The organism is Kitasatospora sp. Ki12, assembly GCF_054601375.1.
In genome coordinates, this window is the sequence record NZ_BAAIHT010000002.1 from 1,277,129 (window position 1) to 1,291,312 (window position 14,184).

Genomic DNA, 14,184 nt, shown 5'->3' on the forward strand with positions numbered 1-14,184 from the left:
CTCGCGCTGGTGCTCGCGCGAGGGGCCGACCGCGTTCGGCGGGGCGTGCGGGGGCAGTTCACACTCCCCGTACGGGTGGTGGATCGTCAGGAGCGGTGCTCACGGGCGGGAAATCGCGCTACGGTGGTGCTCCGCCACGGAGGGACGGCATATGCCCGAGGTTCAGTCCTGTGCCGGCTGCGGCGGGTCCGGGGGGACCCAGAAGACCGAGGCAACGGTCGAACTGGACGAGGAAGGGAGCATGGTGCCCAGGGTCCACGAATTCTGGTCGCCCTGCGGTCGGTGCCACGGATCCGGGACGGTGATCGTCGGATGAGGTTGGTCTTCGAGTGCGTCGAGTGCGGTGGGCACTACCTGCCGCCCGAGAGCATGGTGTACCCGGACGGGCCGGCCTCGCCGGTCTGGTGCACCACCTGCCAGCACACCAAGCAGGAGGCCGGCGTCCGGGAGGACCCGCTGCTCGCCCGCGTGGCCCTGGCCGCCGCCCGGGCCGCGCTCGCCCGGCGGGCCGCCGAGGCCGCCGACCCGGCCGCCCGCACCGACGTCCGCCCGTCCCGGCCCCCGCTGTCCCGCCGCGCCCGCTCGGGCCCGGGCGGAGTGCGCAGCAAGCTGGCCTAGCGGGCTGGTCGGCGACGGCCCGGCCGGCTCAGAACAGCGCCTCCTGGGTGTCCGGCTCCGGCGGACGCACCCGCTCCTGCAGCACCAGCCCCTCGGACGGGCGGCCGGCCGCTGCGGTGAGCGTCCAGCCGGTCAGCCGCCGGGTGTCCAGCAGCAGCGGGCCGGAGCCGTCCGCCTGGTCCAGGAAGAGGTGCTTGCCGATCGGCGGCCGCAGCCGGCCCGCGACCACCGCACCGTCGGCCAGCCCCGCGACCTCCCGGTAGACCTCCGGGGCGCCGCCCGCCAGGCCGTAGCGCTCCACGTGGTCCACCACCGGACGGTCCGCGAGCAGCTCCACGGCATGGCCGTCCAACAGCCGGTGCGCCTGGCCGCGGGCCTCGGTGAGCACCGTACGGCGGTGCGGCACGTCGCCGTGCGACCACCAGTGATCGGCCTTGAGCCGGGACTTGTACCGCTCCCGGGCCAAGCCCGAGGCGGCGACGGTGAGTTCGGCGCGGCGCACCGCGGGCAGCCCGCCCCGGGCGGTGAACGCGTAGGCCAGCGCGCCCTGTTCGAGCAGCCGGCTGTCGCCGCGCTGCTCGGCGGTCAGGCCGACCTTCAGCAGGCCCTCGCCGAACCAGGCGAGGTAGAGCAGATAGGTGCGGCCGTCGTCGAGGATCTGGTCCCGCGCCAGGGCGAGGCCGCGGTCCACGCTCTGGCAGGCCGGGCACTGCGTCGCGGCGGCGTCCGGGTCGATCACGGCGTGGTGCGGGCACGGCGTCCGTTCCGTCGCCCCGGCCAGCCAGGCCCCGGTGCAGCGCCGCGGACCGCCGAGCAGCCAGCCGACCTCCGCGCCGGTCTCCACGGCGCGCTCGTGCACCCGGGCGCCGCGCACGGCCCCGAGCACGGCACGGCCGTCCTGCCAGCTCAGACCGGTGGAGACCCAGCCGGCCGGCCGGTCCGGCTGCTGCGGTGCGGGAATCGTCACGGGCATCCCTCCCTGTAGGCGCTCGACCAGGCGAGGCTACCCGGCACCACCGACAACCGTTGTTCCGCTGCCGACGGGCCCAGGCGTCGCCTAGCCTCCGGGACATGATCGATTCCCCCGACTCCCCCACCGCGGACGACCTCGCCCTCGCCCTCCGGCTCGCCGTCGACACCCTGCGCGGCGCCCCGGCGGACGCCGACTGGGCGCGCCCGGCCGGCACGCTCGGCTGGAGCTGCCGGGAGACCGTCGAGCACCTCGCCGACGACCTCCTCGCGTACGCCGCCCAGCTCGGCCCCGCCCTGCTCGGCCCCGCGCGGCCGCCGCGCGACCGGTACGTCCCCTTCGTGGCGACCCGCCGCGCGCCCGGCGCCCCGAACAACTTCGTCCGCGCCACCCCGGACAGCGGGGTCGAGGGGCTGCTCGAGGTCCTGGAGGCGAGCGGCGGGCTGATGGTCGCCGTGGCCCGGGTCACCCCGCCGGAGACCCGCGCCTACCACCCGTGGGGGCTCGCCGACCCGACCGGCTTCGTGGCCATGAGCCTGGTCGAGACCCTGGTCCACCTCCACGACCTCGCCACCGGCCTCGGCCTCCCGTGGGCCCCGCCCGCCGACCTCTGCGAACGCACCCTCGCCCGGCTCTTCCCCGACGTCCCGGCCACCGACGCCCCCTGGCCCACCCTCCTCTGGGCCACCGGCCGGGCGCCCCTGCCCGACCACCCCCGCCGCACCGACTGGCGCTGGTACGCCGACCCGACGGAGTGAGGGCCCCGGACGGACGGGGTACCGGCGGCCGACAGACCCCGCACCGGGCGCCGATGGGAATCCACAGGCGACCGGCCGGGCCCCACTGCCCAACCACCCCCGCCGCACAGACAGGCGCTGGTACGCCGACCCGAGGGAGTGAAGCGCCCGAACGGGCCGAGTGCCCGCAACCCACAGGCCCCGGCCGGGCTGCCAGGCCCGGCCGGAGGCGGCGCGGCGACCGACAGGCCGTGAGCCGGACGCCACCGTGAGCCCATGGACCACTGGCGATCGACCGGGCCGCCGGACCGCGACGGACAGGGCGTCCACGGCCGGCGGGCGCCACCGTGAGCCCGCGGCCCACGCGCGCCCGACCGCACCGCCGAGGCCCGCCCGACGGAGCATCAGGCGCCCGCCGAGGGCTCGCAGGTCACGGGCGCGTGGCCCGGTCGGGTGCCCACGTTCTATTGTGGCGGGCGCGGTCGGCGGTGCGGCCGGGAGGCGATGTCGCGCGGCCGGGGTCGGCGCGAGGTGAATGGGGTGGACGGACGGTGTCGGGGCGGCGGAGCAGCGGGGTGCTGGCGATCTGGGCGGAGGCGCAGCGGCAGCAGCAGCGCCGGGACGAGGCCCGGTGGCGTGCCGAGGCGGCGGAGGAGCGTCGGCGGGAGCGGGAGCAGCGCGAGGCGCAGCGGGCGGCTGCCCGGGACGAGCGGGAGGCGCAGCGCGCGTACCAGCAGTCCCGGGAGGCGGAGGTGGCCCGGCGGACGGCCGAACTGGACGCCCGGGTGGAGGAGTTGAAGGGTCTGCTGGCCGCCGGGCTGGCCGCGCCGGCGTTCGGCCCGCAGGCCTTGCTGGCGCCGAGTGCGGTGCCGCCGTTCGACCCGGGGCCGCTGGGCGTGCCGGTGGAGATGCCGGACCAGACGGCCGCGGTCTACTTCGTGCCGCCGCCGGACGCGGTGCAGGCCCGCAATCCGGGGGTGCGGCGCCAGTACGAGCAGTACCTGGCGCAGGCCCGGGCCCGGTTCGAGCAGGACTGGTACGCGGCGCAGGCGCGGGAGGCGGACCGGCAGCGGCGGCTGGCCGCGCACCACCGGGAGTACCTGGCCTGGGCGGAGGGGCTGCGCCGTCAGGACGAGGAGCGCGGGGCCCGGACGGAGGAGTTGCTGCGGCGGCTGCGGGCGGGTGAGCCGGAGGCGGTGCAGGAGTACTTCACGGCGGGCCTGTACGCCTCGGCGGCCTGGCCGGAGGGCTTCCCGCACCGGCTGGTGGCGGCCTTCGACGCGGCCGGCCGCCAGTTGGTGGTGAACCGGGAGCTGCCGGGGCCGGACGTGGTGCCGGCGGCGGCCCGGGTGCGGTACGTGAAGTCGGACGACCGCGAGGCCGAGGTGGCCCGCCCGGCGACGGAGCGCAAGGCGCTGTACCGGCAGGTGCTGGCGCAGTCGTCGCTGCGGGTGGTGGCGGAGGTGTTCCGGGCGGACCGGGACGGGCTGCTGGACTCGGTGGTGCTGAACGGCTTCGTCCTGGGCATCGATCCGGCGACCGGCCGGGAGGCGGAGCGCTTCGTGTCCTCGCTGACCGCGACCCGGGCCGGGTTCGCCGGGCTGGCGCTGGACCGGGTGGACGCGCTGGAGTGCTTCCAGGGCCTGGGCGGCCGGTTGTCGGCGCGCCCGGAGCGGCTGGACGAGGTACGGCCGGACCGGCGGCCGGAGACGGTCGGCGGGAGCGTGGCGGGGCACGGCGGCGAGGACGAGCCGGACCTCTTCGAGATGGACCCGCTGGACTTCGAGGACCTGATCGCCGAGCTGTTCCGGCTGCGCGGTTTCCGGGTGATGACGACGGCCCGCAGCGGCGACGTCGGGGTGGACGTGGTCGCGGAGGACCTGGACCCGGTGACCGGCGGCAAGATCGTGATCCAGGCCAAGCGCTACAGGAAGACCGTCCCGCCGACGGCCGTGCGCGACCTGGAGTCCACCGTCCGCCACCACGGCGCGATCAAGGGCATCCTGGTCACCACGGCGGGCTTCGGCCGCGGCTCGTACAGCTACATCGAGGGCAAGCCGCTGACCCTGGTGAGCGGTCCGGAGCTGGTGGAGCTGCTGGCCGGGCAGGGCCTGCGCGGCCGGCTCGGCGGTGGCGGGTCCGCCGCGTCCGCCGCGTCCGCCGCCGCGGAGCCGGCCGGGGCCGGGCCGGCCGACCGGGAGACGGCCCTGACGGTGAGTTGGCAGAGCCGGACGGCCGGCGGGGACGCGGTGGAGCTGGACGTGACCGCCTTCCTGTGCGCGGGCGGCCGGGTGCTGAGTGACGAGCACTTCGTGTTCTTCAACAGCCCGCAGGACCCGGAGGGCGCGGTCCGCCTGCACCCGACCCGCTCGGTGCCGGGCGAGCCGACCCGGGCGGTCCGGCTGTCCCTGGACCTGCACCGGCTGCCGGCCGCGGTCGACGAGGTGGTGGTGGCCGTCTCCACCGAGGAGGAGGAGTCGTCGGCGCTGCCGCTGGGGTACGTGCACGGGCTGTCGGTGGCCGCCGTGTACGGGCCGGGCGCGGCCGGTCCGGCCGAGTGGGCGGGCGCCACCGGCGGGGTGCCGGACAGCGCGATGCTGCTGGGCGCGTTCCGACGGACGGGCGGCGGCTGGGAGTTCGGCCCGTCGGGCCGGGCGGTGACGAACGGTCTGGCCGGGCTGGCGGCGGCCTTCGGGGTGGCGGTGGAGTAGGGCGCATCCCGCGGACCGCTCGCCGATCGACCCGGGTCCACGGCCCGGATCCGCGACCCGGACCCGCGCCCCGGCTCCGGGAACCGGGGACCTTGGTCCTCAGGGGCGGGTGTCATACCTGAGGAGGAGAGCTCCCCCGCCGCCCCACCGGGTCGGCGGGGGCCCACCGTCCCGGCGGCATACACATCGCATAAGAAGCTCTTGGCAGGATGGACTGGAGTCCGATTTTCCGCTTTTCCGTCCCCAGGAGTCCCACGTGACGTTCCCCGCAACCGCCGTCCGCACCGGCCGGGCGGCCGCCCGCGCCACCGGCCTGAACAAGGTCTACGGGGAGGGGGAGACCCGCGTCGTCGCCCTCGACAACGTCAGCGTCACCTTCCCCCAGGGCGAGTTCACCGCCATCATGGGCCCCTCCGGCTCCGGCAAGTCCACCCTCATGCACTGCATGGCCGGACTCGACACCGTCACCTCGGGCTCCTCCACCATCGGCGACACCGAACTCGTCGGCCTCAAGGACAAGCAGCTCACCCAACTGCGCCGCGACCACATCGGCTTCATCTTCCAGGCCTTCAACCTGCTCCCCACCCTGACCGCCCTGGAGAACATCACCCTCCCGATGGACATCGCCGGCCGCAAGGCCGACAAGCCCTGGCTCGACCGCGTCGTCGACACCGTCGGCCTCTCCGACCGCCTCAGCCACCGCCCCTCCCAGCTCTCCGGCGGCCAGCAGCAGCGCGTCGCCTGCGCCCGCGCCCTCGCCGGCAAGCCCGACATCGTCTTCGCCGACGAACCCACCGGAAACCTCGACTCCCGCTCCGGCGCCGAGATCCTCTCCTTCCTCCGCAACTCCGTCCGCGAACTCGGCCAGACCGTCGTCATGGTCACCCACGACCCCGTCGCCGCCTCCTACGCCGACCGCGTCGTCTTCCTCGCCGACGGCCGCATCGTCGACGAACTCCACGCACCCACCGCCGACACCGTCCTGGACCGCATGCGCCGCTTCGACGCCAAGGGCCGCACCAGCTGACACCCCAGCAACCCGCAGCCCGGCAACCCCGAAGCCATCCGCCCCACGAGCCCCCCAGGACTGACGACCCCTCATGTTCCGCACCGCATTGCGCAATGTGCTGGCCCACAAGGGCCGACTGCTGATGACGACGCTCGCCGTCATGCTCGGCACCGCCTTCGTGGCGGGCACGCTCGTCTTCACCGACACCCTCGGCAGCGCGCTCAGGTCCCAGAACTCCAAGAGCTACACCGACATCGCCGTCACGGTCAGCGACCGTGAGGCGGTCGGCCGCGGCTACGACCACGGCGGCCGGGCCCGCACCGGGCCGACCCTCACCGAGTCCACCCGCCAGGCCGTCGCGGCGCTGCCCGGCGTCGCCGAGGCCCGCGGCGTGGTCAGCGGCTTCGCCGGCATCGCCGACAAGAAGGGCGCGCTGATCGGCGACGGCTTCTCCACCACCGGCACCAACTACGTGCCGGGCGCCGACGGCACCGACCCGCGCTACCCGCTGGTCGAGGGCCGCGGCCCGAAGAACGCCGGCGAGATCGCGCTGGACGCCAAGACCGCCGGGAAGGGCGGCTACAAGGTCGGCGACACCGTGCGGGTGGCCGTCAACGGCCCGGTGATGGAGCTCAAGCTCACCGGCACCCTGCGCACCAACGACCCGCGGGTGCAGGCCGGCGGCTCGCTGGCCGCCTTCGACAGCGCCACCGCCCAGCAGCTCTACCTGTCCCCGGGCCGCTTCGGCGAGCTGGACGTCAAGGCCAAGCCGGGCACCGACGACACCGCGCTGCTCAGCGCCGTCAAGCAGGCCCTCCCGCAGGCCGACACCATCGAGGCCAGGACCGGCCGCGACCTGGCCGACGAGCAGGACCGGATGATCCAGCAGGGCACCAAGGGCATGAGCACCGCCCTGCTGGTGTTCGCGGGCATCGCGCTCTTCGTCGGCGTCTTCATCATCGCCAACACCTTCACCATGCTGGTCGCCCAGCGCACCAAGGAACTGGCCCTGCTGCGCGCCATCGGCGCCAGCCGCAAGCAGATCACCCGTTCCGTCAAGATCGAGGCGGCACTGGTCGGTCTGACCGCCTCGGTGGCCGGTCTGGTGGCCGGCATCGGCATCGCCGCCGGGCTCCAGTCGCTGCTGAACGGCCCGCTGGAGGCCAACCTGCCGGACGGCCCGCTGGTGATCGCCCCGAGCACGGTGATCGCCGCGCTGGCGGTCGGCGTGCTGGTGACCCTGGTCGCCGCCTGGCTCCCGGCCCGCCGCGCCTCCCGGATCGCCCCGGTGGCGGCGATGAGCTCGTCCGAGCAGCCCGCCACCCAGAAGAGCCTGGTGGTCCGCAACAGCATCGGCCTGGTCTTCGCCCTGGCCGGCGCGGCCGCGCTGGCCGCGGGTGCGGCCGGCAAGGAGGTCAAGCTGGTCGGCGCCGGCGCCGGCGCGCTGCTGATCGGCGTGTTCGTGCTGACCCCGCTGCTGTCCCGGCCGCTGATCGCGCTGTTCGCCCCGCTGCTGGGCGGGCTGTACGGCACCCCGGGCCGGCTGGCCAAGGAGAACGCGATCCGCAACCCGCGCCGGACCGCCGCCACCGCCTCGGCGCTGACCATCGGCGTCACCCTGATCACCGCGCTGACCGTGGTCGGCGCCTCGGTGAACAAGGCCGTGGACAAGGCGACCGCGAGCGACTTCAAGGCCGACTTCACGGTCACCATGCAGAACTACTCGATGCTCTCCCCCGAGGTCGGCGCCCAGATCGCCAAGGCGCCCGGCGTCGCCGCGATGAGCATGGAGCGCACCGTCCCGGTCACCCTGGGAGACGGCGGGGAGGACGCGGACACCGAGTGGCTGACGGCGGTGGACGCCGCCACCATCGACCAGCTGGCCACCGTCAAGGTCAAGGAGGGCGCCGCGGACGCCCTCAAGCAGGGCAAGCTGCTGGTGAGTTCCGGAACCGCCGACCGCACCCGCTACAAGGTCGGCGACACCCTCGCCGTCACCTACCCGGACGGCGCCAAGGGCTCGCTGACCGTCGGCGGCGTGCTGGAGTCCAACACCGCGCTGGCCGGGATCGTCGCCCCCGAGTCGGTCGTCGGCCCGCACGCGGCCCCCGGCACCGGCCCGAACAAGGTCCTGGTGAAGGGCACCGACGGCCCGACCGGGAAGCTGAAGCAGGCGGTGCGCGACGCGACCGGCGGCAACCCGCTGATCGCCGTCAAGGGCGAGAAGGACATCAAGGCGGAGAGCCGGCAGATCGTCACCGGCATCCTGAACATGATGTACGGCCTGCTCGGCATGTCCGTGGTGATCGCGGTGCTCGGCGTGGTCAACACCATGGCGATGTCGGTGTTCGAGCGCCGCCGGGAGATCGGCATGCTGCGGGCGATCGGCCTGGACCGGCTCGGCATCCGCCGGATGGTCCGGCTGGAGTCGCTGCTGATCGCCCTGTTCGGCGGGCTGGTCGGCGTCGTCCTCGGCGTCGTGGTCGCCTGGGCGGGCCTGCGCACGCTGGCCGACACCTTCAAGGGCATCACCACCGAGGTGCCGCCGGTGCAGATCCTCGGCTTCCTGCTGGCGGCCGCCGTGGTCGGCCTGCTGGCCGCCCTCTGGCCGGCCCACAAGGCGGCGAAGATGGACATCCTGGGCGCCATCAAGAGCGACTAGTCCGGTACGTACGCCAGGGAGCCCCGGGGCGGTCCGATCGGACCGCCCCGGGGCTCCCTCGTGTCACGGCCCGGCGAACACCACGCCCTGGTTGGAGGGCTGCAGACTGCCGGTGGTCAGGCCCTGAGCGGAGACGGGCAGTTGGACGACCGGCTTGCCGTCGAGGCCGAGCACCTCGGCGGTCAGCTGCTTCGTCTCGTCCGGCGGGGTGAGCCGCAGGCCGGTGATCACGTGGCAGGTCGGGTCGGCCTTGTCGCAGGAGCTCCACTTGAGTCCGGAGAAGGCGGTCGTCCTCGGCTTCAGGGTGATCGCCATGGGCGGCCCGGGGTGCGGCTCCCGCTTGACGGCCAGGGTGTCCGCGCTGTTGTCGGGCCGCAGGCCGCCGTACCCCGGGTAGCCGAACAGGGTGCAACTCCGGCTGCCCTTGTTGGTGACCATCACCATGGCCGAACCGGCCTCCTGGAGCTGCACGGTGGCCGTGAGCTCGTCGGCCGTGCACCGCGCGCCGGCCGACTGGCCGACCATCGGGCCGGTCGGCGTCGCCACGGGGACGGTCCCCTTGCCGGCGCTCGTCGGCTGCACAGATCCCGCCCCGGTGACGGTCACCGTCGGCGCCGGCTGCGCGCCCGCCCCCGCGTCGTCGTCGCACGCGGTCAGCAGCACGGCGGCGGCGAGCGCCGTCACGGCGGCGGCGGCGATCCTGGCAGGCCTGCGAACGGTCATGGTCCCCCCACGGTGAACGGTCGGTCTTTCCGTCCCGAGCACGCCGCCCACGACCGCGCCGGTTGCGGCTGTGACGGACCCATGACGAAACCGCCCCGCCCGGCGGGTGCCGGGCGGGGCGGTTCGGGGGATCCGCGGGTCAGGCGGCCGGCTCGGCCGTGACCGGCTGGGCGGGCTTGGGCGTGGACTTGCCGCCGCCGAGGACGTTGAAGAAGACGGCCAGCGTCGGGACCAGGTAGGCGAGCCAGACCACCAGCTGCAGCACCGTCGGGTCGGGCTGGAAGTTGAAGACGCCCTTCAGCAGGGTGCCGTACCAGCTGTCCTTGGGGATGGTGCTGGAGATGTCGAAGGCCGTGCTGTGCAGACCGGGCAGCCAGCCGGCCTCCTGCAGGTCGTGCACGCCGTAGGCGAGCACGCCGGCCGCGACCACGACCAGCATCGCGCCGGTCCAGGTGAAGAACTTGGCCAGGTTGATCTTCAGCGCGCCGCGGTAGAACAGCCAGCCGAGCACCACCGAGGTGAGCAGGCCGAGCGCGGCGCCGATCAGCGGGTTCCAGCCGTCACCGGTGGCCTGGACCGCGGTCCAGATGAACAGCGAGGTCTCCAGTCCCTCGCGGCCGACGGCCAGGAAGGCGGTGACCACCAGGGCGGTGGTGCCCATCGCGAGCGCCGCGTCCAGCTTGCCGTGCAGCTCGGTCTTCAGGTGCCGGGCGGTGCGCCGCATCCAGAACACCATCCAGGTCACCAGGCCGACCGAGATGATCGACAGCGAACCGCCGAGCGCCTCCTGGGCCTCGAAGGTGAGCTGCGAGGAGCCGAACTGCAGCACCGCGCCGAAGGCCATCGAGAGGACCACGGCCGCGCCGACGCCCAGCCAGACCGGCGGCAGCTTGTCCTTGCGGTCGGTCTTGACCAGGTAGGCGATCAGGATGCAGACGACCAGGCTGGCTTCGAGGCCTTCGCGAAGGCCGATCAGGTAGTTGCCGAACACGCTGGCTCCCTGGGGGTGAAGAGGTGGTACGTACGGGGGTGGCGGCGGGTCAGCCGAACAGGGCCTGGCCCCACCACTCCCCCGGCTTGCGCACGCCCGCCGGGCAGGCGAAGTGGGCGGAGCCGACGTGCTGGATGTACTCGTTGAGCTTGTCGCTCGACGCCAGGCGGGTCTGCAGCGGCACGAAGGCCTTGCGGCTGTCGCGCTGGTAGGCGAGGAAGAACAGGCCGGCGTCCAGGCGGCCGAGGCCGTCGGTGCCGTCGGTGAAGGAGAAGCCGCGGCGCAGGATCATCAGGCCGCTGTTGGCGTCCGGGTGGGCGAGCGCGACGTGGGAGTCGGCGGGCATCGCCTTGAGGTCCGGGGCGTCGTGCTCCTTGGCCTTGCCGTACGGCGCGCCCTCGCCCTTGGTGCGGCCGAAGACGTCCTCCTGCTCCTTGAGCGAGGTGCGGTCCCAGGTCTCGATGTGCATCCGGATCCGCCGGGCGACGAGGTAGGAGCCGCCGGTCATCCACTCGGGGCCGTCGCCGGGGGCGGCCCAGACGTGGTCGGTGAGCTTCGCGGTGTCGGTGCCCGCGATGTTGTGGGTGCCGTCCTTGAAGCCCATCAGGTTGCGCGGGGTCTGCGCGTCCGGGGTGGTGGAGGAGGTCTTGCCGAAGCCGAGCTGGGACCAGCGGATGTTGACGGTGCCCATGCCGATGCGGGCCAGGTTGCGGATCGCGTGCACGGCGACCTGCGGGTCGTCGGCGCAGGCCTGGACGCAGATGTCGCCGCCGCTGCGGGTGGGGTCGAGCTTGTCGCCCTTGAAGCCCGGCAGGTCGATCAGGGCCTCGGGGCGCTTGGCCTTCAGGCCGAAGCGGTCCACGCCGTCCTTCTCGAACAGGCTCGGCCCGAAGCCGATGGTGAGGGTGAGCCGGGAGGCGGGCAGGCCGAGGGCCTCGCCGGTGTCGTCCGGCGGCGCCTCGGGCAGGCCGGTGGCGGCGCCGGTGCCGACCTCGCGGCCGCCGGTCATCGCGGCGGCCGCCTTGGTCCACTCCTTGAGCAGCTTGACCAGCGACTCCCGGGTGGCCTTCTCGGAGACGTCGAAGGCGGCGAAGTGCAGCCGGTCCTGGACCGGGGTGGCGATGCCGGACTGGTGCTCGCCGTAGAACGGCACCTCGGCGCCGGCCGGGGCGGCGGCCGCCGGGGCGGGGTCGTCCTGCCTGGTGGCCGCGGCGACCGAGCCGACGGCGGCGGCGCCGAGCGCGACACCCGCGCCGGCCCAGCCGATGACGGCGCGTCGGCTGACCGCGCTCTTGGTCGCGGCGGCGTCGGCGGTGTCCGGCGTCGCGTTCTGCTGCTCGTTCTCGGCGTCCATCGGCGGGCGGGCCCTTCTCGGTACTGAGTGCTGTGCGCTGACTCACGGATGCCGTGGCGGCCGGTCCGGGCCGCCACGGCGTCGTGGGGTGGGTGGTGGGGGAACCGCGTGGCCGTTACTTGGCGACCACGGCGGCGGCCAGCTTCGACAGCGGCTCGCCCAGCGAGTTGACCGCGTCGGAGAAGGTCTTGCGCTCGGCCTCGGTGACCTTGTCGTAGGAGGTGAAAGTGCCGTCGGCCTGCTTGTACTTGGCGAGCAGGGCGTTGATGGCGGCGAACTCGGAGTCCAGGGTCTTGGACAGGTCCGCGTCCTTCTCGGCGGCGACCGGCTTCAGCAGCTCGTAGGCCTTCTGAGCGCCCTCGACGTTGGCCTGGAAGTCGGCCAGGTCGGTGTGGCTGTAGCGGTCCTCCTCGCCGGTGATCTTGTTGGTGGCGACCTCGTCCAGCAGCTCCTTGGCGCCGTTGGCCATGCTGGTCGCGGTGATCTCCGCCTCGGGGATCTTCTTCTGCCAGTCCTTGAGGTCGTTCACCAGCTGGTCGGCGAGCTTCTTCTCGTCGTCACCGATCTTGGCGTCGGCCCAGAGCGACTTCTCCAGCTTGTGCCAGCCGGTCCACTGCTGGCCGGCCTCGACCTTGTCCTCGCGGGTGTCGGTCTTGGGGTCGACGTCGCCGAAGCTCTCGGCGACCGGCTCGGTGCGCTCCCAGCCGGTGCGCGAGGCCGCGAACAGCGACTTGGCCTTCTCCAGGTCGTCCGCCTTGATCGCGGCGGCGAAGGCCTCGACGGCCGGGACGGTCGCGTCGGCCTGCTCCTGGGCGTACTTGCGGTAGGCGTCCACGGCGGCGGCCAGGCGCGGGTCGGCCGGGGCGGCGCTGCCGCTGGCACCGGTCACGGTGATCTTCTGGCGGATGCCGTCGCCGACCATGCCGGGCTTGCAGGCGATCTCGTACGAGCCGGCCTTGATCTCGGCGTTGATGCTGGCCTTGGTGCCGGGGCCGATGTTCTCGCGCTCGGTGACGATCTTGTCGCCGTCGCCGTAGACGTAGACCTCGGTGGTCTTGGAGCCCTTGTTGCTGATGTCCAGCACGACGTGGCCGGCCGCGAAGGTCGTCTTGGAGACCTCGCACGCGGTGTCGGTCGCGTTCACCTTGACCGCGTCGGAGGAGCCCGCCTTGTCGTCGCTCTTGGACGAGCAGCCGGCCAGGGCAGCGGTCGCCACGGCGAGGGTGAGCAGCACGGCTGCGGTGGAACGGCGACGGGCGGACATGCGGGCTCCAACGGAAAAGGGCATGGGTGTGCCAGGCAATGAGGGACGGACGGGGCCGGGGCTCCGTCCTTAGCTAAGGCATACCTTACGTATGGATGTCCCAGCGTCTACACCCACCCCCGGAACCGTTACCTTCCCGGTGTACGACGGGCGGCGGCCCGGGCCGTCCAGCGGCCCTCGTGCCGGCTGATCCGGATCGGGTGGCCGAAGGTCTCGCTGATCAGCCCGGTGGTCATCACCTCCGCCACCGGCCCGGCCGCCACGCACTCGCCGCCGCGCAGCAGCAGGGCGTGGGTGGTGCTCTCCGGCAGCTCCTCCAGGTGGTGGGTGACCAGCACGCTGGCCAGGTCCGGGTGCTCGTGGCGCAGCAGGTCCAGGCTGTCCAGGAGGAGCTCGCGGGCGGTGAGGTCCAGCCCGGTGGCGGGCTCGTCGAGCAGCAGCAGCCGGGGGCTGGGCATCAGGGCGCGGGCGATCAGGGCCCGGCCGCGCTCGCCCTGGGAGAGGGTGGTCCACGGGGACTCGGCCATCGCGCTCATGCCGAGCGTGTCGATCAGCCGGTCGGCCCGCTCCAGCACCTCCGGGGCGGGCTTGCGGTGCAGTTCCGGCTCGATGGTGTTGGCGTGCCCGGTGAGCACCACCTCGCGCACGGTCAGCGGGGAGCGCAGCGGGTGGCGCGGGTTGACGTGCCCGAGGTGGGCGCGCAGTTCGCGGACGTCGACCCGGCCGAGCCGGCGGCCGAGCACGTCCACCTCGCCGCGGGTGGGGTGGGAGACGGCACCGAGCAGGGCGAGCAGGGTGGACTTGCCGGCGCCGTTGGGGCCGAGCAGCGCCCAGTGCTCGCCGGGCCGGATCTCCAGGGTGATCCCGCGCAGCAGGTGGCGTCCGTCGCGCACGACGTCGACGTCCTTGGTGCGCAGGAGGGGGCCGTCGAAACTCTCGGTCATGGGGGCTCGGTCTCCGATCGCGGCGGGGAGCGGGCGCGGCGCCGCACCGGACGGGCGCGGCGCCGTCCGTCCGCGTGCAGACTACAACCGTCGGCCGGGGCGGAGCCGGACCGTCCGCTGGGTGGACACCCCATAACCCTGTTGCCCGACGGGAGTTGGGAGGAGGATCGTCCCTCCGAGGGGACGCGGGGCGAGGGGGAG

Annotated in this window: 11 protein-coding genes; 5 read left to right on the forward strand and 6 right to left on the reverse strand. The window is 73.8% G+C overall.

All coding sequences use genetic code 11. The features are described 5' to 3' along the window. The first annotated feature begins 312 nt into the window (after positions 1 to 312). Entirely contained in the window at positions 313 to 618 is a 306-nt protein-coding gene (locus tag ACYP53_RS23310) for a hypothetical protein (RefSeq protein ID WP_189918913.1), read from the forward strand. 28 nt (positions 619 to 646) lie between these two features. Here ACYP53_RS23310 and ACYP53_RS23315 read toward each other — a convergent pair whose 3' ends face one another. Then, on the reverse strand, positions 647 to 1,585 hold the full coding sequence (locus tag ACYP53_RS23315; protein ID WP_459648807.1) for a DUF2797 domain-containing protein: 939 nt from the start codon (positions 1,583 to 1,585) through the stop codon (positions 647 to 649). Between the two features lie 104 nt (positions 1,586 to 1,689). Here ACYP53_RS23315 and ACYP53_RS23320 point away from each other — a divergent pair, with 104 nt between their 5' ends. The 4 genes from ACYP53_RS23320 to ACYP53_RS23335 all read left to right on the forward strand — a co-directional run bounded on the left by ACYP53_RS23320 (position 1,690) and on the right by ACYP53_RS23335 (position 8,707). Then, positions 1,690 to 2,346: a maleylpyruvate isomerase N-terminal domain-containing protein gene (locus ACYP53_RS23320; protein ID WP_459648808.1), complete on the forward strand. Its 657-nt coding sequence runs from the start codon at positions 1,690 to 1,692 to the stop codon at positions 2,344 to 2,346. 554 nt (positions 2,347 to 2,900) lie between these two features. Next, on the forward strand, positions 2,901 to 5,036 hold the full coding sequence (locus tag ACYP53_RS23325; RefSeq protein ID WP_459648809.1) for a restriction endonuclease: 2,136 nt from the start codon (positions 2,901 to 2,903) through the stop codon (positions 5,034 to 5,036). Positions 5,037 to 5,292: 256 nt separating this feature from the next. After that, complete coding sequence (locus ACYP53_RS23330; RefSeq protein WP_459648810.1) at positions 5,293 to 6,063, forward strand: ABC transporter ATP-binding protein; 771 nt, start codon at positions 5,293 to 5,295, stop codon at positions 6,061 to 6,063. 73 nt (positions 6,064 to 6,136) lie between these two features. After that, entirely contained in the window at positions 6,137 to 8,707 is a 2,571-nt protein-coding gene (locus ACYP53_RS23335; RefSeq protein WP_459648811.1) for an ABC transporter permease, read from the forward strand. A 63-nt stretch (positions 8,708 to 8,770) separates the two neighbouring features. Here ACYP53_RS23335 and ACYP53_RS23340 read toward each other — a convergent pair whose 3' ends face one another. The 5 genes from ACYP53_RS23340 to ACYP53_RS23360 form a co-directional block, all read right to left on the reverse strand. Next, positions 8,771 to 9,430: a DUF4232 domain-containing protein gene (locus ACYP53_RS23340; RefSeq protein ID WP_459648812.1), complete on the reverse strand. Its 660-nt coding sequence runs from the start codon at positions 9,428 to 9,430 to the stop codon at positions 8,771 to 8,773. A 139-nt stretch (positions 9,431 to 9,569) separates the two neighbouring features. Then, the gene (efeU, locus tag ACYP53_RS23345) at positions 9,570 to 10,421 is read right to left on the reverse strand and encodes an iron uptake transporter permease EfeU (RefSeq protein WP_189924496.1); all 852 of its coding nucleotides are present in this window, start codon (positions 10,419 to 10,421) and stop codon (positions 9,570 to 9,572) included. Between the two features lie 49 nt (positions 10,422 to 10,470). After that, entirely contained in the window at positions 10,471 to 11,775 is a 1,305-nt protein-coding gene (efeB, locus tag ACYP53_RS23350) for an iron uptake transporter deferrochelatase/peroxidase subunit (RefSeq protein WP_459648813.1), read from the reverse strand. Between the two features lie 115 nt (positions 11,776 to 11,890). Continuing rightward, positions 11,891 to 13,039 (reverse strand): iron uptake system protein EfeO, encoded by a 1,149-nt coding sequence (gene efeO / locus ACYP53_RS23355; protein WP_459648814.1) that lies wholly within the window; start codon positions 13,037 to 13,039, stop codon positions 11,891 to 11,893. Between the two features lie 128 nt (positions 13,040 to 13,167). Beyond that, complete coding sequence (locus tag ACYP53_RS23360) at positions 13,168 to 13,983, reverse strand: ABC transporter ATP-binding protein (protein ID WP_189924502.1); 816 nt, start codon at positions 13,981 to 13,983, stop codon at positions 13,168 to 13,170. Positions 13,984 to 14,184 lie beyond the last annotated feature (201 nt).